The organism is Paenibacillus sp. NPDC056579, assembly GCF_042793215.1.
Taxonomy (GTDB): Bacteria; Bacillota; Bacilli; order Paenibacillales; family NBRC-103111; genus Paenibacillus_S.
Genome location: NZ_JBHTVD010000002.1, coordinates 43,980 through 68,255, shown reverse-complemented (window position 1 = coordinate 68,255; position 24,276 = coordinate 43,980). Strand labels below are relative to the sequence as shown.

The window sequence follows — 24,276 nt, the reverse complement described above, 5'->3', positions numbered from 1 at the left end:
TCTCGATTACAAATGGGCGAACTGCTTCAAGAAGCGCAGATCGTTGGTATAGAAATGACGAATGTCCTCAATGTCATATTTCAGCATCGCAACGCGCTCTACGCCGAGGCCGAAAGCGAAGCCGCTGTATTCCTCAGGATCGTAGCCGCCCTTCTCCAGCACGTTCGGATGCACCATACCGGCACCGAGAATTTCCAGCCAGCCGGTTTGCTTACATACTCGGCAGCCCGAACCGCCGCACATGGCGCAGGTAACATCGACTTCCACGCTTGGCTCCGTGAACGGGAAGAAGCTCGGACGCAGACGAATTTGCGTATTTTGGCCGAACAGCTCGCGCACGAACTGCAGCAATGTCCCCTTCAGGTCGCTCATCCGGATGTTGCGGTCGATGACAAGCCCCTCGATTTGCGTAAACATATGGGAGTGGGTCGCATCGTCGTCGTCGCGGCGGTACACTTTGCCCGGGCAAATGATTTTGACCGGCACTTCGCCTTTCATCTTCTCCATCGTGCGGACCTGCACAGGGGAGGTTTGCGTACGCATCAAGATTTCTTCGGTAATGTAGAACGAATCCTGCATGTCGCGAGCCGGATGGTTTTTCGGCAGATTCAACGCTTCGAAGTTGTAGTAGTCCTGCTCAACCTCCGGTCCTTCCGCAACCGTGTAGCCCATCCCGATAAAAATGTCCTCGATCTGCTGAATGACCTTGTTGATCGGATGCGTTGCGCCTACCGGAGCCGGTCTGCCCGGAAGGGTTACGTCGATCGTTTCGGCGCGAAGGCGGGCTTCGGTCTCCGCCGCCTGATACTCCTCCTGCTTTCTCTCAATGACCGCTTCAATCGCGCCGCGCACATCGTTAGCCACTTGGCCGATGATAGGACGCTCCTCCGCGCTCAACGCACCCATGCCGCGCAAAATTTCGGTCAACGGACCTTTTTTGCCCAAATATTTGATTCTCATTTCCGCCAGCTGCTGTTGGTTGGTTACTTGCTCCAGCTCCTGAAGCGCTTCAACCTTCAAAGCTTCCAAACGCTCTTTCATTTGTCATCCTCCTTCAAAGATTTGCTTATGCTCTGTAACGCGGTTGTTCCGCATTATCCCGCCTGCCGCCGTCTTACCCGGCCTGCACAGCCCTTGCGTCGCTCCAACGCAAAAAAGGCTTTTCCATCCCGGATAAGGGACGAAAAAGCCGTGGTACCACCCTTGTTAGAAGGACCTAAGTACCTCACGCTCGCAGCATTCGATGCCGGGCGGAGATCATGCCTTCTCACTTCATTGAATGTAACGGTTCCAAACGCGATCGCGTTCTGGCCGGTAATCCCCTACTTGCCGCGGTCCATCCGTGGTTTCAGAGAACTGCTCGGGAGCGAACTTCGGCAGCCTGTATCTGTAGAACCGCTCTCAGTCTATCGGCGGCTCCTCCCTGTAAAGAGGCACTGCGTACTCTTCTCCGTCAAAGCATTTTTGCTGTATGCAACTTTAAATTATTATATGAAAATTGCGGTGCCGTTGCAAGTAGGATCTTCCTTTTGCGAGCCCAAGTTCCGAAAAACGGGGATCCGAGCTTGCCCGACATCCAAGACTTCCTTACCATCATTCCCTTTACTAGCCTCACCCATACGATAATCAACCTAAATCAATAAGATTACTGTAAACTGTAGCGTGATATTTGTCGAATAATAATATAGATAACTTTCTTTCTACTATACTATGAGGTGACGGTCATGAAATTCACAGTCGGCAAGAAGCTGATGCTCGGGTTTGGCATTGTTCTGGTTTTACTATTTGTTTTAGGTTACTTTTCCGTCAAGACAATGGATTACATGAAAGGACGGGTCGACGCCATCACGACGATTTGGCTGCCTGGGGTCGAATCGATCAACGAAATGAATTTCGAGGCCGAGCATGTGCTTAACCTGACTTACAGACACAGGGACGAGAAAGACGGCGCGGGCATGGACATGCTCAGTAACAGCATTACGCAGCTGTACAATAAATTCGATACGAACCTGAGCGTGTACGAAGCTACGGTAACAACGGATCAGGAAAAGAAAGAGATGGAGCAGCTAAAAAGCTCATGGAACGCGTTTAAAGAAACGAACCGGCTTACCCTGGAAGCAAGCCGGGCCAACAATGCGGCGCGGGCGGTGGAGCTGCTTAATGACAGCCAGAAGAAATATGACGACATGCAGCTGATCTTTAACGAGATGAAAAAAAACAACCATGACGGCGCTTTGGCCGCAGGACAAGAAGTGGCCGATACCCATAAAGGCGGGGGCATCTTCATCTATTGCATTATGGCGGCGAGCCTGCTTATTGCCGGCATTGTACTCTGGATCCTGCATCTAAGGATCGTTGTCGTTCTGAAGAAAGTGACCGGGCATATCGTGCAGGTTGCCGAAGGGGATCTGAGCGTCCAGCCCGTTACCGCGCGCAGCAAGGACGAGCTCGGCGATCTCGCAGCAGCTGCCGGGACGATGGTTGCCAACTTGCGCCATACCGTCGCTCTGACCGCCGAGACGTCGTCGCAGGTGGCGGCTATGTCGGAGGAGCTGGCTGCCGGTGCAGAGCAAACCGCGGAATCTTCGAGACAAGTGTCCGCATCCGTGCAGGAGGTGTCTAACGGCTCCGCCGAGCAGCTGGCGAGCACCGAGGAAACGGCCCGGGCTATGGAAGAAATGGCGGTCGGCATCGGGCGCATCGCCGAAACGTCGTCCGCCGTGTCCGAGAGAACGATCGAAACCTCGAGCCATGCGGAAAGAGGCAACGGTTCCATCGAGCGGGTCGTCCGGCAAATGAGCTCCATCCAATCGTCCGCAGGGACGACCTCCGGCATCATCCAGCGCCTCGGCATACGTTCGGAGGAAATCGGAGAAATTCTGTCGATGATTGCGGAAATTGCCAATCAGACCAATCTGCTCGCGCTGAACGCTTCTATCGAAGCTGCCCGGGCCGGAGAAGACGGCAAAGGCTTTGCCGTTGTCGCAGCCGAGGTCAAGAAGCTTGCCGCCCAATCGAGCGCGCAAGCGGAGCGAATCGCTTCCTTAATCAATGAAATCCAGCACGAAACGAAGCAGGCTATCGAATCAATGACCTCCGTAACGAAGGAGGTTACCGAAGGCATTGAGGTGGCTGAAACGACGAGAGATATGTTCGTTCACATTTTGAACGATATTCAGCTTATTAATCACGAGGTGCAGGAGGTATCCGCGACATCCGAGCAAATGGCTGCTGCGACCGAACAGATTACCGCCTCGGTCATGTCTACGGCATCGCTGGCCAAGAGCGCAAGCGAAAATTCGCAGAACGTCGCTCAAGCTACCGAAGAGCAGCTCGCCTCCATGGAGGAGATTTCTGCATCCGCGTCCCATTTGTCCAAGCTGGCGGATAATTTGCAGCATACGATCCACGCTTTTAAACTGTAGCTCTAATCCGAAGGTAACAACGGTTTGGATAAAGAGCTGTCCCGCAAACGGCCACAATCTGTTTAAGGGACAGCTCTTTTTCACGTCTCGCTAAAATAAACGACGAAATTCGACGGAATTTCATAAAAAATGGTATATTAAAGCTGTAGATTTTATTATAATGAGCATTATAATAGTTCAGATAGAATGCCGGAAACCATTTTCCGACAAGGGTTTGGGGGTCTGTCGTATGGACATTTTGTCCAATTTTGGTCAAAGAGTAAGAGAGCTTCGGCTTAAAGCAGGGATGTCCCAGGAAGCGCTGGCGGTGCGTGCCGGACTGGACCGCTCCTACATCGGCGGCGTCGAGCGCGGAGAGCGGAACGTTTCTCTCGAGAACATTTACAAGTTGACCAATGCATTGGATGTAGACATGAGCTATTTTTTTGACAACGAGAGATTTTCCATGCATTCCGCTTATTTGAAAAGCGAGTTCAAGAAAGCATTGAGCGAGCGATTCGTCTACAATATCGATTTTGACGAGCAAGTTATTTCGTGGCAAATCAAAGGGGTTTTGAGCGTAGAGGATGTGAACAAGATTGCGTTCGACCTGAAGCTGGCCTGCACTTATCTTTCCAAAGGCCACATCAAGCTGCTGATTGATAACCGGGGCATGAGAGCCGACGGTCAGCCGTTCGTATTTACGCCGGAGGCGAACGAGAAGATCGAGGAGCTGCAGAAGTGGATGCTCCCGCACTGCCTCAAGGTAGCGGTGTTATGCAATTCGAAGCTGATGAAAAATCAGCTCGACCGATTGGGCCAGCGGACTGGCATGAGCCACATATCCAAGCATTTTTACGGAGAAGATCCGAGCGAGATGATCACCAAGGCGTTCCAATTTCTAGGCATCACGAGCAACAAGCTCATCTCCGTGTAATCAGCCGGGGCGGTTAAGCCCCCTTTATCACTTCACATACTGATGCATATTCGCAATGTATTCGTGCACCAGCTCCTGTATTCTCCCGAGCTTATCCTCCAGCTTGTCTTGCTGTCCCAACGCCTGCTGTATCGACTGAATGTACGCTTCGCCCTGCTTTTTGACTACGGCATTGGCTCCGCTGTAATCCTTCAAATACGCCGGAATGAAATAACATTCCAGTGAGTCCATGCCGTACGTATAGTCTCCGCCGGAGCCGTTTTGTTTGGACCACGCCGTCAGCTTGTCGTACAAACCGGTAACCGTTATAAGACCGAGCCGGTACGTTCTCCGGGAAAATTCATACTCTCCCTGTCCGATGATTCCCTGCTCGAATTGTTTCGTGTTCTTGTCGTCCATAAAATAGAGGACTCCGCCCCATTCGGAAGCGAATTTCAGCCAAAACGCAATGTCTTGGCCGGCAATCGTTATTTGGATCACCTCATCGAATACCATATCCGGATTTTCGGTCAACATCGCTTGAACTTGCTTCTTGTTATCCATCCTTGTTATCTCCTGTTTGCTTATTTGCTTGCCGTTATGCCGCGTCGGTTATTTTGCTTTTGACAACACCGGCTATAGTACTTGCAATAAACAGCAATACACCGATATTGATGGCCACGTCAGCCAGATTCATAATCCCATGGCTCCACGTAAATTCCAGAAAATCGGTCACCTTGCCGAATAATATCCGGTCTATTGCATTGCCTGCGGCACCGCCTACCAGGAACCCCATGCTGATATCTATGAGCCTTCCCTTCAGCTCGCCCTTCTTGCGATAATACAGCACACCGGCTATAAACAATACCGCGAAGAGGGCAAAAAGACGCCCGTATCCCTGAAACAGGCTGTGAGCCATGCCGCTGTTCTCATAATGCGTGAAATGAAGGACGGAATCCCAGACAGGAGTCGAGGCGCCGACTTCCATGTGGGCACGGATCCATAGTTTGGAGCCTTGATCGACAGCCGCAGCCAAGACGGCGAAAATGTAAAATAGCATTTCGTCCCCCTCTTTCCCCGAAGATAGCCTTCCGAGCCGCATGAGCATGCAAACGGCTGAAGCCGAAAGCACCTAACCGTTCGTATGCTTGAGCTTCTCCAGCTCTTCTAGTCCGTTTTCATCGGTATAATATTTGTTATCGAGCTGCCGGTATTCGATTTGCCGCTCCTCCAAGTGCTTGAGCGCCAGCTCCAGCTGCAAGCCGAGAATCAAGCAGGCGGAATCGATCTCAAATTTATTTTTCATTCGATAATCCTCTATGTTTAGTAGGTATGTTTAGTAGGGTCTGATCGTCTATGAAGCCGCAGTCTATCATCTATTCTATTTAACCATCTTGCTTAAATAAAGTCTAGATTTGCAGCGCTTGCCGCAAGGCTCATTTGTTACCAGAGAGCGCGACGGCGCGCAAAACTTGCGAAAATCTTCTAGATATTGTAACTTATACAAAGTGCTGTCTAGCACTCTCTTGTTACTAGATTCGAATTGGAGCTGAGTTGAAATTATTGGTAAAATCTTCAAAAGCGTATCTCTTGTCCTTTTAAGCTTTGTTATCAGTTATTTTCTTATTGGGGGAGCCTTAATAGATTTACTGATGCGTCTTAAGCATTTTATGAATTAGCCCGAACCCTTCCTCACGATGTTCCCCTCGACGGCACTCTCCGCATCCTACCTTGATCAACGGTTGAAGCCCATCTTCGCTTCCTCTCCAACTGATCATGCCATCTGTTCCAAGCGGTTCTCCACCTACATATCAGCTATGCTGCGGGCCGGACGTAGACTAAAGAAGAATGCTTACGATTATTGCCTTTCACTTCAGTGAGAGGCTTTTCGGCGTTCATGCCCCCAGGACGATCGATCGGAGTTAGGGCTCGGGCCATTCCGTAACTTGAAACTCACCGTTTTGGGATACCACCGTATAGAGCGAATCGAAGCCTTCACGAAAATCGGGCATTTGCAGCTGCTTTCTTACGCTGAAGATGCCGACCTCGGGTACTCTGCCTTTGCCGGATCGCAGTTCATTTCTTCGCAGGGACTCGGCGACATCCGGCTCGAAATAATAGCCTGTTATAAGAAACTTATGCTCCTTGGCGAGCGCTATATAGCGGCTCCTGTCTTCCGCCGTCGGGTTCGTGTTATCCAGTACGAAAGGCTGCTTGGCCTGGAGCGAAGCGGCGATATAAATAGCCTCCCGGTGTCTCGTCTTAAGCATATCCAGGTTGATTCGTAGGTGAGAATCGAAAAACCGCTCCTTATAGAAGGTCGATTTGCCTGAAGCCTGAATTCCTATAAAAATGACACACTCCACCGTCACTCATCCTTATCCAGGTACACATGTTGGTTGATGTAGTTTCTGTCTTGAGTGAAGATAGGGGTGTCCGGATCGGCATCCCATCTGCTCCTTTGCACGGTCCCCTTCAAGTAATATTGTTTCGTAATGCACACTCCGCGTTTTTGCCAGACGGGAAGATCGTTCCAGTTCACCCCTTTCTCCGTAAAAAGCTTATCCTGTAGCTGCTTGCCGTCGAGGCCTTGCAGTTCCTTCTGCGGAAAATGAGCCTGACTCATCATGGAGATGCTGTTTTTCGTCGCGTCCTGCTGCCGCCATATAAAATAGTTGGCAACCTCATCGTGCGGCAATACCCACGCTCTGCTGTCGAATGCGGCAAGCTCCTTGCCGGGATAATACTTCCCGATCTCTTGATTAAATTTGGCGGCAGCCATCGACGCGGATACGGACACCATCTTTTGCAAGTTATTATCGAACCACGATTGCGTTGTCAGCTTGTCATAGTTGGTCAGCAGGATGGAAATTTCGTCGCTTTGGTGATAGACCAGCTTGCAGCCCATCATTTGCGCTGCGAGATATTTGCACGTTTCCCATAACGCGCTTGTAAGCTGAGCATCGAACGGCTTATTCATCCCCCGTGTAAACGTGTGAAAGTAGCAGCCGTCAATGCGGAGTACGACCGGAAGACGCCGCGGCAAATACATCCGGTAGGCGTCCTCGTATTGCTTCATCCGATTGCCGAAGTCATCCTTGCTCACGGCTCCAGCTCCTCTCTGCATTAAATCATGCACCTGCGCCAAACGTTAGAGATATTACCAAAAGCTTGCATCCCTTAGCTTGTTCCAATCGGGCGCCGTCAATCCTTATATGGATCAAATTCATCCGCTCCGGCCATACAGACGCCGATCGGCTTCAGCACATGCAGCACCTCGACCGTCTCCGCATGAGCGTCCAGCACCTGCTGCAGCTTGCGGTATACGAACGGGCTTTCATCCGTTCCCGCTCCGCGAAGCTCGACGCCGAAGGCTTTGACCGCCTCCTTCATTTGGGCTTCGGAGATTTGGCCGCCTGTTCGGCTGCGGGTTTTCCAATTCATCTTCCCGGCTGCCTGTGTTCGGCTCATGACCCTTCCCGCTCCATGTACCGTGCTGTAAAACGCCTCACGGTTCTCGTCCGTATCCTTGCCTCTGACGATCACCGAAATATCGCCCATGCTGCCGCCGATAAAACCAAGCTGCCCCGGTTCCGAAGGCGTGGCTCCTTTGCGGACGACGATCGTTTCCTTGCCGTTGTGCGTCTCTTTCCAGGCATAATTGTGGTGGTTATGGACCTCCAAATCCGCCTCGGCCTCCAGAATGGACAGCACCTGCCGGATGACGTAATCCCTGCCCGCGTAGGCGTAACGGCCCGCCAGCTTCATCGCCCGGTAGTACATATCCCCGAGCTCGCTTGTAAGCTCCAGCAGCACCGGAGGCTGATCCATCTTCTCTCCCGGCGCATTGCCCAGGAAATTGCGGCCCGCCGCCAAATTGATAAATCCGCTTGCCGTCTTATGTCCGAAGCCGCGGCTGCCGAAGTGGTTGCCGATCCACAGCCGCCCTGTCGCCGTTTCCTCGAACAGGTCGACGTAATGATTGCCGCTTCCGACAGTCCCGAGCTGATCCCGGGCCAGTGACTTCAGCTTGTCGTGCTCTTGGTGGCCTACCGCTGCATAGACCGACCAGTCCGGGTCATCGAACAGCTCGTGATCCGCCCTCTCGCTGTTCACACGTCCGATGCCGAACGAAATCGTCCGGGCGATCCGATCCATCAGCTTGGCGATGTGCGGCTTCACCTCGGAGACCATAAGATTCGTTCTCACCGCCTTATTGCCGCAGGCAATATCGTAGCCTACGCCGGACGGCGAGATTTGGCCGTCGTACACTACGACGCCTCCTATCGGCTGGCTGTACCCTTTATGATGATCCGCCATCAGCAATGCTTGAACAACGTTCCCATGCCTGGCGCATGTAACCGCTTGGGACAAAGCCCCTTCGTCCGGCGATCCCCATACGCGAACGCCGTCTATCGTTTGGTATGCCACTGTTATCCACTCCGAATCTATATTTGATCGCTTCAATTATATGCCAAAAAAACGTTTCGCCGTCTCCGTAGTCGCCCGGGCCGTTTCTTCAACGGACTTGCCGATGCATCCGGCGACGGATTGCAGTATATGCGGCAAAAATGCAGGCTCATTGCGCCCATCGGCAGGCTTAGCCGGCAAATCCCGCGGGGTCAAGAACGGAGCGTCCGTCTCGATCATAAGACGGTCCAGCGGGATCCGTTTGACAAGCGCCTTTAAATGCTTGCCCCGGCGCTCATCGCAAATCCAGCCGGTAATGCCGATGTAGAGACCCATGTCCAAATAGGTCATAAGCTCCTTCTCATTGCCCGTAAAGCAATGGACCACCGCTCTTGCCGGCTTATGCTCTCGAAGCAGCGCCGCAAAATCGGGAAAGGCGTCTCTTTCGTGCAAAAACACCGGCATATTCAGCTTCTGCGCCAGCTGAAGCTGGCTCGCGAACCATTTGCGCTGAATATCCCGAGGGGAGAAATCGCGGTTGTAGTCCAGACCGCACTCTCCGATCGCTACGACTTGGGGGAGGACAGCCAGCTCCTTAAGCTTCGGTATCGTCTCTGCATTGCAGCTCTTCGCATCGTGGGGATGAATGCCTGCAGTGGCATAACATTTGCCCGGCATGCGGCTCGCGTAACGCGCCGCTTCGATGCTGTTTCTTAAGCTTGTTCCTGTAATAATAAGCGGCGACACCCCGCATGACTCCGCTCTGGCCACGACCTGGTCGCGGTCCTCGTGAAACGAGCGGTGCATCAGATTGACTCCGATATCAATTAGATTATTCATTGGCAGATTATTCATTGGAATCATTCCCCTTTTCTTGCGTTTCGAATACGGAGCAGCATTCAGGAGGGATGAAGCCGGCCAACCATACCTCATTGCCCGCGAAGTAGAAGGTTACCCCGGCGTGCTGCGCCCTGACCGTATCTACGGCAAGCAGGACGAGCTCCCCTCTTCGGCTTCCCGCCATGGAGGCGAAGTGGGTTCCGGCAGATAAATGCACATACTGCCGCCCCATCGGTCGTATTCCCTCACGCAGTATAGCCGACAGCGCCATGCGGTTCGTCCCGTGATATAAACGGACCGGCGGGGTCGCGGCCGGGTAGCGCACTTTATCGTGACTGTGCCCGTACCTCGCCCGAATGCGGTCCCCGGTGATTTCAAATCGCTGCTTATCCGAATGGGCGGCGACTTGCTCTATATGCTCGCGCTGCACCCAGGACCATTTGGGTCCTGCCGATTTCACGGCGGTTACTACTTTTTCCAACGGACATGACCCGTCCATCGGATCCAATATAAGACCGAAATCCTCCGGCGTATGCCGGAGCATTTTGGTCAACAACTTGCTTAAGCTTGTTTCCCATTGCGAATTCATTGTTCACTTCTCTTTCTGATATTAAATCTATTGTATTACAGCCGCGGATCGATTTCCCGTTCTTGAGCTACCTCGAATAACAAGCTTGCCGCTATTTCCTTGTACGCGGTATGATCCGGCGAAATAGCCTCGAAAGGTACGGACAGCATCTTTTGCCCCAGACGGTATTCGTTCATCGACGTACGCAGCTTCCGGCTCGTGTTCTTTTGCTTCACCAGCTTGCGGTATTTGTGCGGAAACCGGTAATCGTAGCCGTAAATGATTGACAAGTATTCCGGGTTTCGAACTTTGATATGAGGAGCCGATTTGCCGTTCATCATCTCCGGCTTGATCACTACGCCCTCCATTTGCTGGTCTGTCGTCAATCGTTTGAAGAATGGCTCCGCCTGCTCGCAGCTGCCCGGATCGGATAGACGAATCGTCAACGCTTCGTCCCCGGATACAAACCCGTACACCTCGGACGTACACCAGCTCGGGATGGTTTCTTCCCCGTTATCATAGATCATTTTCAACAGCCCGAACGGCTTGTATTCAAGCTCGCCCTCTACCGCATAGATCTCCAGCTGCTTCTTATAGATTGCATAGGCTTCCCTATGGACATCGAGCGGAACATAGGCGGCCAAAATATCATGCATATATTTATAGTTTTGATACACATATGCTCCGTACTTGTCGCTAAGCGCCTCTTTGGACATATGGAACTGATCCTTCTCGAACCCGCTTGCCTCATATTCGCCGGCCAGCTTGCCGAAAGCTTCTTCAAAGCCGTTTTGCTTCAGGAAATCCAGCTCGCTTTCCAAAGCTTTTTCTATCGGCCTGAACTGCCTCTCGATAAGTCCTTCTCCCAATGCCATCCAAGGTAGAAGCTCTCCGTCCAATATGAGCATGGCGACCCGGTTCTCATTCATGTAGCCGCCGAACCTCTCGAGCAGCTTGCGGTAGACGCCCGTCAGGTCCACCCTCTGGATCTTGTATCCGTTTCGGCTGACGGCAAAGCATTGCTCCACATCCTTATGCAAATACACGTTGCATCTCGAGCCCATATATTTCGGCTGGAGCACCACTTCATCCACGCCGTGCTGTTTGAAATAATCCAGTCCCGCTTTCAGCGATTCCAGCTCCTGAGCCGCCTCGTCCTTATCGGCCGGGGACATTGTACCGGAAATAAAATTAATTTTGTTGCGGGAGCAGAAGTGCAGCCGGCGCATTTCTTCCTCGCCCAAATCTTGAATCGAAACCTTGCGCTCCCCCTTGAACAAAGTCGTTAATTCTTCCGTCATCGCAGCACGGCTGGACTTGTGGGACTTATAAAAAGGCTTGAAGGAGGACAGGCTCACTGAGGTCAACAGGTTGCCGTGAACGCTGCCCGTATCGATATGAAGCTTATTTTTCAATCGGAACGCGCTTTGGGCCGCAATATGTCCGAATATATGGTACGGATGATTGCTGACCGCCTCTTGCTTCAAGAACGAGAGCTGCTCCTCCAGCGGCATGGAACGATCCACCCGGAAATTGCGTTGATGGCGGACGGAGCCCGCATCCAGCTTGCCGATGTACTTGTTCTTGCACGGCGCATGAGTAATGTAATACGTCGGTCCCGAACCGCCCGTCATCCGATAAAACGGCTTGGATAGGTGAACCAATGCGTTGAATTTGTCCAGCAGGTCCGGATCGTCCGCCAGCACCTGAATCGAGTCGAAATACGTATGAAGCAGCTCCTGATCAACGCCGGATACTTCATCGTTCAAATATTTGTAAACCAAATTTTCGTGGTTGCCCATAATGAACAAGAAGTGCTCCCGGTTCGAGTATAAAAATTCCACCGTTTCTCTTGTCTGCCTTCCTTTGTCGATCCAATCGCCTACGAGCACAATCTTCGTATTTCCCGCCTTCCCCTCCGCCAGCAGCTTACCGCTCTCGATTTGAAAGCCATGGCTTAGGAGCAGCCCCTTCAGCTCGTTCACGCATTCATGGACGTCGCCGACTACGATATATTTCTGATCCTGCGGAAGCATCGTCGACCTATATTCCCCGATATTCTCAACCACGACCTTGTAGTCCGGATTGGCAGTCCCCTCTTCAACGCCATAAAAATCTTTGCTGCGAATTTTGTGAACCTTCGCATACCCTTCTCTCGACAGCGATCCGAGAACCTCTTTTCTAAGCCGGTTCAGATGGTTGCTGATGATTTTTTTCGAACGCTCCGAGGCGTAGTAATCTACCCGGTTCCGGTAGTCGAACAATACCACTTCGAGATTGTAGTTGTTTTCGTGAGCAATGCTTCTGACCTTGCTTCTGAACTCCTCGGCCAACCCGGTCGTATCGATCACAACAAACTCTGCATTAACGGGGAACGAAGTGACCATCCTCAGCTTCTCGAACAACAGATGGAACGCCTGCTCGCTGGCTTCCAGCATCACTTGATCGTACTTGTCGTAATCGTGCCCGAGAATTTCCTGGCGGAGGCTGTCGGAGGAAATATACTGCACGTTGGTTACTGCGTTACGGGTTACATCCGAGCTTTTCAGCTGGGGGATGAGAACCTCCTTGGCAAAGGTCGTCTTGCCGCATTCCGTCGCCCCGATCATCATAAAAATGGTGTGAACTTGAGTGCGAATTTCCATCGTTATGCCCCCTTTTTCCTCAAAATGGCGCCTTGCGTCGTCTGAATATTGTTCACTCCGTCCCCGATTGCCACAAACTCGCATTGCAGGTCGAATTGCTCTATTATCTCCGTCAGCCATTGTCTGAACGGCTCCTGCCTCATCTCCCATTTATGGTCGTCATGACGGAAGCCGCTCAGTTCGTAAAACGGATTGAAATCGAAGTTCGGTGTCGTAATAACAAACCGATCGAAATCGACATGGCTGCAAATATGCCGAATCAGCTGTTGGGCCTCTTCCTCGCTCATATGCTCAATAACCTCGGTCATAATCACATCGACCCGCTCCCCGTTGTACTCTTCCAGAAAACGATCCACGGACGGGAACCCGACAATGTTATCGAGCTCTTTGGCCCCGGCTTTGTGCAGCATGGATTGCAGTACTTCTTCATTAATATCTACCGCATAGTAAGTGCCGTCGATTTTTCCTGCAAAAGGAATGGCATAAAACCCTTCACCGCAACCGACATCCAAAATGGATTTATCGAACGGCAGCGCGTTCGTGATATAATTTCTGCGCTGCATCGCCGTTCCGCCAAAATCGAACTGGATATCGTAACGGGGTGTTTTTTCCAGCTCCGCCTTGTATTTCTTGAACCGCTCTCTCGATGGCAGAAAGTTTCTCACAAACAAGCTTCTAATGTAGAAAGGCGCGTCGATGATTTGGATGCTCTTGATGTATTTATCCAAAATGCTGTCCGAAATATCGATATTTTCGTTGCCGAAGACAGCGAGAAACAAACACAGCACGCTAACCGTATGCAGCAGCCGGTATAGGCTTTGCTTTGTCGTTACCGTAAGCGAGTAGCTTTTGTGGGCCCGATGCTGAAGCTCGAAGGTGAAGCCGTCCATATGCTTTTCGAAAAATGCTATATACTGCAGCCGCTCAATATGAATCATATGGATGTAGAACGTGTGCTCATATCCCTCGATATCTCTCGGGTCGTGTGCCTTCAGAGCAGCGTTGAAAAATTCATTGATCGCGTTCAGCGGAAACAGGGGAGTGTTGTAACGGGAAACGTTCAAATATTCAAACTCCTCCTGCTCGTGCTGCTTATAGGAAATGTCATTGTCCGCGTCTTTGAAATAGACGTTGAACGCGGCATCATTCGTATACCAGCCGTAGGCAATTCCCTTGCGGATGGAACGAATTTGTGCGCCGGAGCTTGGATTTTTCTTAATAAGGAATGAAAAGCCCGGATTGGCGGACCTTAATTGAACGATAGCCATAATGCACCTTCCTTTGATCTATAATTCTTACCTTATTTTGATCGATAACAGCTTATACGAACATGGCGAAAGTATTACGAGAAGCCATCAGCAGCCGTTACGGGATACAAAAAAGACCATGGACTCAAGCGTCCATGGCCGGGTATATGTCGATATGCTAACCTGCTGCCTTACGTACAGCAAGCCGACGACATCATAAACCTGTATGGGGCGATGAAGTATCCATTCGATATGCGGGTGAAATGGTTGCGCCAAGATCACGTTGATCATTCGCTTGATGCGTGCTCTGCATTGGAATGGATTGCATGTTCATCTGACCCCTTTCACCGAAATGTTGGAATACGGAAATCGTATACCGGCATCCATAATATGTCAACCGTATTGTTGTTTATACTGATTGTCTCCAGCTTATCCTTACACCACATACTCCGACAAGATCGTCCCGGTGTCAAAAGGAGTCACTCCCCGCTTTACCGAAAAGACCGTTTGCGCGTCGTCTTCCCGCTCCGTCTCCTGTCCACGGGCAGCGGCGTGCAGCTTAAACAAATCATACAGGGTCGGCTTGACTAAGGACGTCATCGCTTTCCCCATCAAGGTCATTCCCTTCTGATTGCCCTCTATATTATTGTAGTAGTCGGGATGCTTGCGCAGGGCGAGATCCGTCCAAATGACCGTTCGTTCGACGACATCCATAATGACGGGAATGCAAATTTGCGTATCTGCCGCTATGTCGATTTTATCGACAACCGTCGAAGGCTCGAAGATTTTGCCTTCATTCGGGTATTTTCTCATCATCCAGCCCGCATAGCATTCCGGCAAATCGCAGTACGGCTGCTCGGTAAACGAATTCAGAGAAGCTACGATGTAGCGGCCCCCGTATTGAACGACGGAAGCGATGTCTATATCTATAAACTCACACGCGCCGGAAGGAGCCGAAGTGATGTCGCCGCTATGGGCCGCCTTGTACTTGCCGGAGCGCAAATTCGTATATGAAATATGCTCGATATAGTTCCAATTCTTGTCGTACATGACGGCGGACAAGTCTATGTCCACCCGCCCCGTATGCGTGCCGCGGACCATTCCTTCCTTCCACCATGTAAAAAAGCGGATCGTGCTTCCCGGAGGCATCTCGAGGCGGCTGCCCCTGACGATGGTCCGCAGCGCCTTGCTCGCCGATCTCTGGGAGAACGGTACGACAAACCGTTTCAAGCTCTCGTCTACGTACACTCGTCCCAACGGAGGCAGCTTGGAGAAGCGGCTCAGCAGCGTATTTTTACATGTTTCGACGACAGCCTCGCAAACTTCAGGATCCAGCACAGGCAGCGTATTCGGAATAGCCACCGCCTTGGCCACATTTCCTTTGGGGAAGAAGGTCCGCAATTCATGCCGCTCATTCCTATGGGTGAAATGAGTCATAACCTGCAGCAGCACGGGGGTCGAGACTTGATCGGCCACATCCTCGAACGCATAGACCATCAAAAGAGGCTCCTCCGTAATTCTTAGCAGATGATCCAGCCGTCTCGCGAATTCTCCCGCCCGATGCTTCAACAGATCCGCCGCAAGCCACGCATCCTTATACTGCAGCGACAGCTCTACCTTCGCTCCGAACGTCTCGTATGGCTTATTGTTGCGCAAGATATCAAAAACCTCATTGCAGCGAGGATATTGGTTTCGGTACTCCGATGGGTGAAGAATTTCACCCAGACGGATCCAACGGTTCTTGTACCGCAGCATATCCTCCACGATGGCGGAGCCGGACTGCTCCAGCAGCCCCAACAGCAATCGCCTTTCCGCGCGCTTGAATTTTCGGAACTTCGTGTTCGCCGCTAGGCTCACGTCCCCGTCCGATAGCGCTGTTGCCAAGCGAAGTACATCCGTAGCGGTCTTTACGTAGCTGCCGATCAGACGGGTTTCTGCCTTACCATATTTCAACAAGGCTCCTACAACAAAGCCTACATTCTCTTTCAAGGGTATCGCTTCGGGGAGAAATGCTTCCAGGCTGTCGTGATTGGCGATTACCCATTCCACATTTTCTTTATCCTGCTGGGAGATGGAGCTATTCGCTTGGATGATACCGCGGATCATTTGGACATAATCCTCTTCGCTTCCCAGATCGATAATGCTCAAACCGACTTGATCCAGCAACGGAAACCTGTCTAGAGCTTCATAATCCGGCAATGCCAACGTTATGTAGTGAATGATCGCATGGATATGCAGCTCCGCTTCACTCGCCAGCATCACTTGCTGCGGGAAATTCGGGTACATCGGCTTGTAAATCACATCGGCTCCTATCATCGCCTTCAGATCGGTTACAAGTTGATCGTATAGCGCCGCGAATTCTTCTATGGATAGGGTCCGAACCGCATCCATGAGCTGCTTGGAGAACGTGAAGCCCAGGTACTCTATATTCTTCATCGCGGTAGCCAAATATTTAGGCGGGAGCACGTGGCTTCCGCGCTGCACGATTAATTTTCTTTTCGTTTTGAGATAAATAACGTTTCGCATTGATGACTCTAGGCTGTACTACGCCTAGATGCCTCCTCTCCCTATCGGATGGAATCAGGAAATTCGCATCTCTACAATAATTGACCAAATATAAGAGAAGGAAGAGATGCGATAGCCTGACGGTCTCTTCAGGAGAGCTGCCACCCTACAGTTCAAGGTTAGGAGTAGAAGGAAGGATGGCAATAGCCTGAAGCTTACCTTATTCGAAGGTCGTGTCGGCCTTCGATACGTATCATCCCATCTATTGGAGCTTGCGAACATGGCGAAAGTATTACAACGGATTAGAAAATGAAAAAGTTATGGGCACATGTCTTCATAATTACTTAATAATGAGATGATGTGGATATAACATTCGACCGCTAAACTTAAAACTGAATGCACGACAAACAAATTAAAATATTAACAATTAGTTGTGATTGTTTAGTTTTTAGGAGGATGAGTTGATGAGTTTTCTTAGCGATTTTCGCGCCATGATGATCGGCATCTTACTGGAATCGTTTCCATTCGTATTGCTAGGCATCATCATTTCCGCTTTGCTGCAAACGCTGATTAGCGATCAGACACTTCAGCGGTGGATCCCCAAAAAAACGATTCCCGGCATTTTGTTCGGCTGCCTGCTGGGAATCCTTTTTCCGCTTTGCGAATGCGGAATCATTCCTGTCGTGCACCGGCTGATTCGTAAAGGCATGCCGCCCTATATCGGCATCGTATTTATGATGGCCGGGCCGATCATCAATCCGGTCGTGTTTGCGTCCACGTTCGTTGCGTTTCGCACGCATCCGGAGATGGCTATCGCCCGAATCGCACTGGCTTTTGCGGTTGCAGCCGTCATTGGTCTTTGGGCGGCTTGGAGAGTAAGGGATACTGAACTTCGCACTCCATTGAACAATGCTCATGAGCATGTCGCCGCAGCCAGCGCCGGCTCAAAGCGGCAAATTCCCGTCAAAGCTCCGAAACCGGCCTGGAAAAATAAATTTCATGACACGCTGGAGCACGCGGTCATTGAGATGTTCGATGTCGGCAAATACTTGGTATTGGGCGCCACTGTTACGGCTTTGCTGCAAACCGTCGTGAGCAAGGAGTGGATTGTTGCGTTAAGTGAAGGCAATTGGACTCCGCATTTGTTCATGATGGGGCTGTCGTATGTCCTATCCATTTGCTCCACAGCCGATTCCTTTGTCGGCGTTACCTTCATTCCCGATTTCAGCTTGGGCTCCGTGCTCGCTTTTCTCGTATTCGGCGCCATGCTGGACATCAAGAGCACCTTGATGCTGCTGAAAGTATTCCGCTTCAAAACCGTTGCGACCGTGATGGCCATATCGGCTGTCATCGTGCTGCTCAGTACAGTCGCATTCGATCATCTGTATTCGTAATTATGGATTGGAGGAAGGAAACGCATGAAGATAGGGTCTGTATTCGCTCATCGACTGGTTCGAGCTCTCATCTTGCTGGCATTCGTGTTGTTCATCGTACAGCTTGGCCGCTCGGACGCGCTGATTTATTACGTAGCTCCCAGAATGGATCTATGGGTGAAAGGTCTCGCCTTAGGCATGTACATGTTGGCCATGCACCAGCTGTACTTGGCGGTTCGAGATGTGTCTCGAAAGAAAGCCTCAGTCAGCTGCTCCTGCTCGTCCCACAGTCACGATCAATGGAAGCCTGGCGTGGTTGTCATGTATGGGGCTTTGATCATTCCGCTTGTTCTTGCATTTTCAATGCCCGATGCCGTATTGGGAAGTCAGATGGCTACCAAAAAAGGATTGAATTTAACCCCCTCGAGCATATTGGTCAATGCCGATAACGTTACAGGCGATACGGGGACTAGCGGCACAATGTTCCCATCCAATGATTATACGAAGCCTTACGCCAAGCAGGCAGCGGATATGTACAGCCAGCCTCTCATTATGATTAACGATGATATTTATATCGAGTCGCTAACATCGATGGACTTGTATCAGGAGCAATTTCTAGGCAAGAAGGTACAAATTGCAGGATATGTTTACCGTCTCGACAGCATGAAAGAAAATCAATTTGCCGTAGGAAGATTCGCCATGCGATGCTGTGTCGCCGATTCCGTACCGATGGCCATTATGGTGGAAGCCGATAACCCCAAGCAATGGAACAACGATATGTTCGTGGTCGTTCTCGGAACGATAGAACAACGCAATATCGACGGCAAGAGCGTGTTGACTATCGCAGCAAAATCGATTGAAACGCAGCAGGTGCCTACAAGCCCTTATGTATATGGCAATCCGTACTTCGGAAGCTGAGGAAATGAAGAAGATCGCCAATCCGGCCTGTTCATACAGGGGATTGGCGATCTTTTTGTTATTTATTATTTCAGTAAGTTGTACACAGCTTGAGCCGCTTCCGCACGTGTCGTGTGCTCAGCCGGTACGAACAGCCCTTCCTGGCGCCCCGACAGCAGCTTTGCTTTCATCGCACTGTTCACGTAAGACCGTGCCCAGTCGCTGATCTCCGAAGCATCGGAGCTTGCCAAAGTGGCTTGATCCAGTTTCTTTCCTGTCCGAAGCTCATAAGCACGGACGAGCATAATAGCCATTTCTTCTCTGGTAATGCTGCGATTCGGATCGAATGTCTGCTGCGAATCGCCTGTGACGATACCCGCTTTATAAGCTGCCGATACTTCCTTGGCATACCATGCGTTCCCAGCTACATCGCCGAACGGAGCCGATACATCGGAAGTGAGGCCAAGCGTCCGGACGAGCAATGCCGCAAATTCGGCACGGGTAACGTCTTTGTTCGGTGCAAAGCTCGAGTTTGTCTCTCCATTTACGATATGTTTGGCGGAGAGCTCACGAATCGTCGAGAATGCCCAGTGCTGATTGGTTACGTCATTATAATATTTATCCAAGGACAACACAGCGTATTGGCCGAGCCGGTTAACCCCGACTTCGATGGCGGTATTTCCGTTAACGGTCGTTCCGCCCAGGTATACAAGGCTGCCGTCCTTATGAATCTCGTAGATACCCGCCAGCTTCGGATCCATTCCTGCAGGAATCGGGAACGTAATCGTTACAGGCTTCGTTAACTCATTCTTTGTATACTGCTTGCCGTCTTTGTCGGTCACGAAGATCGATATCTCGAACACCTGTCCGCCCAGCGTATAAACAGCGTTATCTTTGCGGCTTGCTTCCTGCAATGTCCGGTCTGATTGAGCTGCTGCGATCGGATCGATTTTCACCGTAATTACAGCAGAGTCGTCAGCGGACGGCAGCAAGCTGCTAACGGATTTCAACAAATCGCCAGGAACGCTCAGCTTCACATTCGGTGCCTGGACGATCAGAGGACGTCCGTTAAGCTGATCCGCCTGCGCCATCGGAATGGCAACCTGATTTTTCCCTTCCGTCAATTCAACGGACACGGTGGTAAGGTCGGACTTCAAGCTCTCATCCTTGATGGCAGCTGCGTTATCCGGCAGCTCCGGCTTCACCGGCGGCGTTGCAGAAGACCCGGATCCTCCCGATGGTCTCGACGAATGATTATAGCGGTTGACTGCAATAACATATTCCTTAGTAGCGCCGTCCTCTGCAGTGACAAGGACAGTGAAACGATTGGAGCCGACGCTCAGGTTACGGTCACCCGTAATAGTTACTTTGGCTGAGGCATGCTCGGTGGAATAAGTCACCTCTGCCACGGTTGTGCTATAGGAAACATCCAGCGAGTAGCTCAGCTTGTCCGGTGCGAACCCGCTCAATGTAGTCCCATTGACGCGCAGATCGCTCAAGCTTGCATTGGACGACTGTGCTTGAGATTGTCTGGTTATCAGAATGCCGTATACACTCTTAGTCCCGTTTTGGGCTGTAACCGTAACGGTAACCGGATTGTCGCCGACAACCAAATTCTCGCCGCCATGAATTTGTACCGATGCAGCCGGATCGGATGTCGTATACGTCACTCGTGTAACCGTAGTTTCATAAGGTACCGACAACGAATATTGCAGCCTGTTGGAAGCGAAGCCTTCCAGCGTCGTTCCGTTTACTCGCAGATCAAGCAGGGAGCTGTCGGACGATGACGCTTTTGGATTCCTGGTTATGAGAATCGTATAAACCTTCATCGGCTGGTCTGGAGCCGTAAGCGTGACGGTAACCGGATTTGCACCGACAATCAGCTTGTCGCCGCCAGTAACCACTACCGTTGCCGTTGTATGGGTTGCCGTATAAGTTACAGCTGCAACTGTAGTTTCATAAGGCACCGACAATGAATAGTCCAGCTTGTCCCATGCGAAGCCGCTTAACGTAACTCCGTTCACGCGCAGATCGCTTAAGGAAGGCGGCATGTCGGCACGGTTCACGTTAATGACATACGTTTTGACGTTTCCGTTCGGCGCCGTCACCGTCACATGGACGATGTTATCGCCAACCTGCAGGTTGGAATTGCCTGTAACAACGACTACAGCCTGAGGCTCGGAAGCCGCATACGTAACATTGGCGTTCGTCGCGGTATTCGGAACGTTCAGAGAGTAATCAAGCTTATCAGGCTTGAAGCCTTCAAGTGAAACGCCGTTAACTTGGAGATCCGATAGGCTCGCGTTCCCGCTTGCAACCTTATCGCCGGTAAAATCAATTTCGCTCATGCTGGTAAACGTTTTGGATAAATCCGTATTATAGGTTCCGGTAACAACAAATTTCACGTAGCGTCCCTGCACGGTTTTGTCTAAAGAGACATAGTCCTTGTAAACCGTTCCTGTCCATGTTTTGCCAAATGTGCCGGAAGCTTTGTTGGCCGCATTGTTCAGGAATGCAGAATCGTTCAAGTCAGCCAGGTTGTCGGAGGCGTACAGCTCAAAATTTTTCGGAAACTCCATCGCACTTTGATTTAACCGGCTCTTTCTCTGGATGCCGTTTAATTTATAGGTGCTCTCCATATCGATAATAACCCAATGAGGGAATGGAGCAGCCGGGGTCTCCCATTTGGAGTGCCAGATGGTAGATTCCTGTCCGTCCAAAATGTTGCTTGCCACATTGTTTTCCAAATCTACAGTACTGAAAGAGTTAATCGAGAACGACGTTTTGGGAATGAACGTGTACATAACGGCATTCTTGGCCGTTTGCACAGCCCACATCAAATCGAGATAAGCTTGATCGATCACAGCCGCACTATCGCCGGCAGTCAAGGCTTTTGCGGAAGCTGTCCGGGCCGTCAGCTCGTTTTTCGCTTGATCGGGAAGAGACAAACCGGTTGTTCCAGCAATATAGGCAGCGAACTGTTCCGATTCCTGAATCAGCGTTGTCAATTGACTGAAGGTGTACAGCGTTGTCGACTGATACGAGTCGGATAGCGCTTTGGCTTCCGTCGCCGTCAAGGCGCGTTTCCATATTTTCAAATCGTCCAGTGTCACGGTTGCTCCACCGTTGCCTTTGTTACCGTCTGCACCAAGGATAATGTGATACGGAGTGTCCATGCTGGACGCGCCTAATGCAGTGAGATCCTTGTTTGCCTTCATGACCCCGTCTACATAAGTAGTGGCCATCTTGTTCGTTCTGTCTACCGAGATCGTAAAGTAGTGCCATTCGCTTCCTACACCTTGAGCCGAATAATCGATACGATTGGTGCCGTCAGCCATGTTCAGCGTCATGTTGTTCGCAGTCGCAGGCCCGATATACCATCCCGGATTCTTGCCGGAATTCCAGTTTTTATTGGAGAGGACCGTTTGATCGCCTGCCAAATTGCCGGTGTGCCAGAACGATACCGTAAAGTCTCCGTTGCCGAAGTTTAAGTCAGGTCTGCCGCCAAGATCGATATAGTTGGCATTGCCTGCCGCAATGCTGGCCGCTTGGCCGGATTTACCAGCGATATAGGTGACATTGCCGGCCATCGTAGCCAAGCCGGTTACGCCGGCAGCATCTTCATTCAGATTGCCGTCGAATTTCATGTCGGATACGAGCTGGTTCCACATCGTGTTTGGATCGATCGGCGTCAATTCCGGAGGCGTGCCGTCGGTTCGATAGAACGATTGCAACGGCGCGCTTTTGTTACCGTATGCATCAACAGCCGCCACGGTTATGACGTACGACGTTGCCGGGCTCAGCCCCGTCATCGGGATATTCATTTCGTTCGGAATCGGAGAAAAATAATAGTCCGACAACACATTGTACGATTTCGCTACTTGAGCTGTTCGTTGGTTGTACACTTTAATTTCATAATGATGCAAGGACTGATCGTCCTTAGCCTGGTTGAAGGAGAGCACAGGCACGTTATTGGTTCCTGGCAGCACCTTCAGGTCCGGATTTGCCGGGAATTGAGGCGCTGTTTTGTTGCGGTTAGTTTGCGTATACGTGAAATTGCTTTTAATTTCTTCTTTGGTGCCGCCTTCTAATTTCACGACCCATTTATTGCCCGCTAATGCGCCGGCGCTTCTAAAGGAAGTCTGCTGGCCCGCTCCTTGCCACACGCCACCAACATAGACCGAGCCTGCATCGCCGTTATACTCTATGCGCTCAATCTCGATGCGGTCCTTGTACACCTCGACAAATTGCGATTGCTGTACAGGAAATTCGAACCGCCCATCGATCAAGCCCTCTTCCGTCACAGCGGAGTAGCCATGATCTACCTCAACATAGGACATGGATCCAACATTCACGGTAGTGAAATCCTTCTGATAGATGGAACGATCGTCGTTAATGTTTAAATGCGAATGCCCGGAGAAAACAACCACCTGCGGATAATCTTTCAAATCCGTATACAGGTTCGGATTGGCCGCTTGCTGACCGTCCATGACGGTACCGGTAACGGGATGATGCAAAGTGATGAAGATCGGCTTATTTAGATTCGCCGGATCCGCCGTCAATGCTGCGAGTCTGCCCTTCAGCCAGTTTCTTTGTCCCGTGTCGCCGTTATAATTGTTTGCATTCAGGAAGAAAAACGAATAGCCGCCGATCGTTTTCTCGTAGTAGCCATTCGTCTGATCCGTAAACCAATCCGTCGGGTAATATTGCTTCACTTCGGCTACGCTAGCGTCATGGTTGCCGATTGCAATTTGAACAGGCAGGTTTGTCCAATTTTTACGCGTTAATTGCTCCTGGAGAACATCGCGAGCAAACTGGTGGTGCGGTCCCAAGCCATTGCCGTTGTCATTGATGACGTCCCCGGCGATAAGAATCGCGTCAGGATTAGGAAAGATGGAGGAAATGACATCGAAATTGCTCGCCCATCTACCGCGTGTTTTTGCATCCTGATCCGATGTGCCGGGACCAATATGGATATCCGACATCGCAGCGAATTTGAGCAGCGGTTTTTCGGTTGATTTGATGATATAGCCGTAAGTAGCGGCCTTACTCCAGACGCCGTCTTTCAAGGCGATCACCGAAACATTCGTCGATTCCGTGAGGACGATCGGCGTTCCGGTATACTTCAGGCTGGTTTCGTCAGGCATTGTGCCGTCCAACGTGTAATATATGTCCGCACCCGCCGTATTGGAGCTTAACGCAACACTGACGGATTGCTCATAGCGTCCTGCAGGTGAAGAGGCAACCGGCGTGTCCACCGCAGCTGCGGCTAATGCGACCGAGACATAGCCTGCTCCAGCTGAGTGAACGACTGTACTGGCAATCGTGCATGCCATTAATGCGGATATTAATTTCTTGGCCTTTAACAAAAAGAGCCCTCCTTAATGGTGAGTACTTGAGACATGTTGCCTACTATACAGTGACTAAAAGACAAAGGTACAAGGTTCCGTGCGATTTAAGATAGGCATTCC

General features: G+C 51.0%; 17 protein-coding genes. 4 read left to right on the top strand and 13 right to left on the bottom strand.

The window, feature by feature from the left end; genetic code table 11:
• Positions 1–6: 6 nt before the first annotated feature.
• Positions 7–1,041: a phenylalanine--tRNA ligase subunit alpha gene (gene pheS, locus ACFQ88_RS07875; RefSeq protein WP_239632509.1), complete on the bottom strand. Its 1,035-nt coding sequence runs from the start codon at positions 1,039–1,041 to the stop codon at positions 7–9.
• Positions 1,042–1,724: 683 nt separating this feature from the next.
• On the opposite strand from pheS, the gene ACFQ88_RS07870 reads away from it, so the two are divergent.
• Complete coding sequence (locus ACFQ88_RS07870; protein WP_379453745.1) at positions 1,725–3,425, top strand: methyl-accepting chemotaxis protein; 1,701 nt, start codon at positions 1,725–1,727, stop codon at positions 3,423–3,425.
• Between the two features lie 229 nt (positions 3,426–3,654).
• A complete protein-coding gene (locus tag ACFQ88_RS07865; RefSeq protein ID WP_239632506.1) occupies positions 3,655–4,341 on the top strand; it encodes a helix-turn-helix domain-containing protein in 687 nt (228 codons plus the stop codon).
• 27 nt (positions 4,342–4,368) lie between these two features.
• Here the strand turns inward: ACFQ88_RS07865 and ACFQ88_RS07860 are convergent, their stop codons facing one another.
• The 11 genes from ACFQ88_RS07860 to ACFQ88_RS07810 all read right to left on the bottom strand — a co-directional run bounded on the left by ACFQ88_RS07860 (position 4,369) and on the right by ACFQ88_RS07810 (position 16,556).
• The gene (locus tag ACFQ88_RS07860; RefSeq protein ID WP_379453744.1) at positions 4,369–4,884 is read right to left on the bottom strand and encodes a hypothetical protein; all 516 of its coding nucleotides are present in this window, start codon (positions 4,882–4,884) and stop codon (positions 4,369–4,371) included.
• A 34-nt stretch (positions 4,885–4,918) separates the two neighbouring features.
• Positions 4,919–5,380 carry a signal peptidase II gene (lspA, locus tag ACFQ88_RS07855; RefSeq protein ID WP_239632502.1) on the bottom strand — a complete coding sequence of 154 codons (462 nt, stop codon included), beginning with the start codon at positions 5,378–5,380 and terminating at the stop codon, positions 4,919–4,921.
• Positions 5,381–5,452: 72 nt separating this feature from the next.
• Entirely contained in the window at positions 5,453–5,626 is a 174-nt protein-coding gene (locus ACFQ88_RS07850; protein WP_239632500.1) for a hypothetical protein, read from the bottom strand.
• 616 nt (positions 5,627–6,242) lie between these two features.
• A complete protein-coding gene (locus tag ACFQ88_RS07845; protein ID WP_379453743.1) occupies positions 6,243–6,686 on the bottom strand; it encodes an AAA family ATPase in 444 nt (147 codons plus the stop codon).
• Between the two features lie 2 nt (positions 6,687–6,688).
• Positions 6,689–7,426, bottom strand: coding sequence for a tRNA(His) guanylyltransferase Thg1 family protein (locus ACFQ88_RS07840; protein ID WP_379453742.1), 738 nt, complete (start codon positions 7,424–7,426; stop codon positions 6,689–6,691).
• A gap of 98 nt (positions 7,427–7,524) precedes the next feature.
• Complete coding sequence (locus ACFQ88_RS07835) at positions 7,525–8,751, bottom strand: RtcB family protein (protein WP_379453741.1); 1,227 nt, start codon at positions 8,749–8,751, stop codon at positions 7,525–7,527.
• Between the two features lie 36 nt (positions 8,752–8,787).
• Positions 8,788–9,585, bottom strand: a complete 798-nt coding sequence (locus ACFQ88_RS07830) for a TatD family hydrolase (RefSeq protein ID WP_379453740.1) — start codon at positions 9,583–9,585, stop codon at positions 8,788–8,790.
• Positions 9,578–10,159, bottom strand: coding sequence for an RNA 2'-phosphotransferase (locus ACFQ88_RS07825; RefSeq protein WP_379453739.1), 582 nt, complete (start codon positions 10,157–10,159; stop codon positions 9,578–9,580). The genes ACFQ88_RS07830 and ACFQ88_RS07825 overlap by 8 nt, the downstream gene beginning before the upstream one ends.
• Before the next feature lie 35 nt (positions 10,160–10,194).
• On the bottom strand, positions 10,195–12,783 hold the full coding sequence (locus ACFQ88_RS07820) for a metallophosphoesterase (protein WP_379453738.1): 2,589 nt from the start codon (positions 12,781–12,783) through the stop codon (positions 10,195–10,197).
• Between the two features lie 2 nt (positions 12,784–12,785).
• Positions 12,786–14,051, bottom strand: a complete 1,266-nt coding sequence (locus ACFQ88_RS07815) for a class I SAM-dependent methyltransferase (protein WP_379453737.1) — start codon at positions 14,049–14,051, stop codon at positions 12,786–12,788.
• A gap of 414 nt (positions 14,052–14,465) precedes the next feature.
• The gene (locus ACFQ88_RS07810; RefSeq protein WP_379453736.1) at positions 14,466–16,556 is read right to left on the bottom strand and encodes a TerD family protein; all 2,091 of its coding nucleotides are present in this window, start codon (positions 16,554–16,556) and stop codon (positions 14,466–14,468) included.
• A gap of 443 nt (positions 16,557–16,999) precedes the next feature.
• Between ACFQ88_RS07810 and ACFQ88_RS07805 the strand changes: the two genes are divergently transcribed.
• Both ACFQ88_RS07805 and ACFQ88_RS07800 read left to right on the top strand, forming a co-directional pair.
• Positions 17,000–17,929 (top strand): permease, encoded by a 930-nt coding sequence (locus ACFQ88_RS07805; protein WP_379453735.1) that lies wholly within the window; start codon positions 17,000–17,002, stop codon positions 17,927–17,929.
• A 24-nt stretch (positions 17,930–17,953) separates the two neighbouring features.
• Positions 17,954–18,826 (top strand): TIGR03943 family putative permease subunit, encoded by an 873-nt coding sequence (locus tag ACFQ88_RS07800; protein ID WP_379453734.1) that lies wholly within the window; start codon positions 17,954–17,956, stop codon positions 18,824–18,826.
• A gap of 65 nt (positions 18,827–18,891) precedes the next feature.
• Here the strand turns inward: ACFQ88_RS07800 and ACFQ88_RS07795 are convergent, their stop codons facing one another.
• Positions 18,892–24,174, bottom strand: coding sequence for a cadherin-like beta sandwich domain-containing protein (locus ACFQ88_RS07795; RefSeq protein WP_379453733.1), 5,283 nt, complete (start codon positions 24,172–24,174; stop codon positions 18,892–18,894).
• Between the last annotated feature and the right edge of the window lie 102 nt (positions 24,175–24,276).

Excerpts from the sequence above, each read along its gene's own strand:
- ACFQ88_RS07810 (WP_379453736.1), bottom strand. The coding sequence starts at position 16,556 with ATGCGAAACGTTATTTATCTCAAAACGAAAAGAAAATTAATCGTGCAG.
- ACFQ88_RS07825 (WP_379453739.1), bottom strand. The coding sequence starts at position 10,159 with ATGAATTCGCAATGGGAAACAAGCTTAAGCAAGTTGTTGACCAAAATG.
- ACFQ88_RS07870 (WP_379453745.1), top strand. The coding sequence starts at position 1,725 with ATGAAATTCACAGTCGGCAAGAAGCTGATGCTCGGGTTTGGCATTGTT.
- ACFQ88_RS07800 (WP_379453734.1), top strand. The coding sequence starts at position 17,954 with ATGAAGATAGGGTCTGTATTCGCTCATCGACTGGTTCGAGCTCTCATC.
- ACFQ88_RS07850 (WP_239632500.1), bottom strand. The coding sequence starts at position 5,626 with ATGAAAAATAAATTTGAGATCGATTCCGCCTGCTTGATTCTCGGCTTG.
- pheS (WP_239632509.1), bottom strand. The coding sequence starts at position 1,041 with ATGAAAGAGCGTTTGGAAGCTTTGAAGGTTGAAGCGCTTCAGGAGCTG.
- ACFQ88_RS07860 (WP_379453744.1), bottom strand. The coding sequence starts at position 4,884 with ATGGATAACAAGAAGCAAGTTCAAGCGATGTTGACCGAAAATCCGGAT.
- ACFQ88_RS07830 (WP_379453740.1), bottom strand. The coding sequence starts at position 9,585 with ATGAATAATCTGCCAATGAATAATCTAATTGATATCGGAGTCAATCTG.
- lspA (WP_239632502.1), bottom strand. The coding sequence starts at position 5,380 with ATGCTATTTTACATTTTCGCCGTCTTGGCTGCGGCTGTCGATCAAGGC.
- ACFQ88_RS07815 (WP_379453737.1), bottom strand. The coding sequence starts at position 14,051 with ATGGCTATCGTTCAATTAAGGTCCGCCAATCCGGGCTTTTCATTCCTT.
- ACFQ88_RS07820 (WP_379453738.1), bottom strand. The coding sequence starts at position 12,783 with ATGGAAATTCGCACTCAAGTTCACACCATTTTTATGATGATCGGGGCG.
- ACFQ88_RS07865 (WP_239632506.1), top strand. The coding sequence starts at position 3,655 with ATGGACATTTTGTCCAATTTTGGTCAAAGAGTAAGAGAGCTTCGGCTT.
- ACFQ88_RS07805 (WP_379453735.1), top strand. The coding sequence starts at position 17,000 with ATGAGTTTTCTTAGCGATTTTCGCGCCATGATGATCGGCATCTTACTG.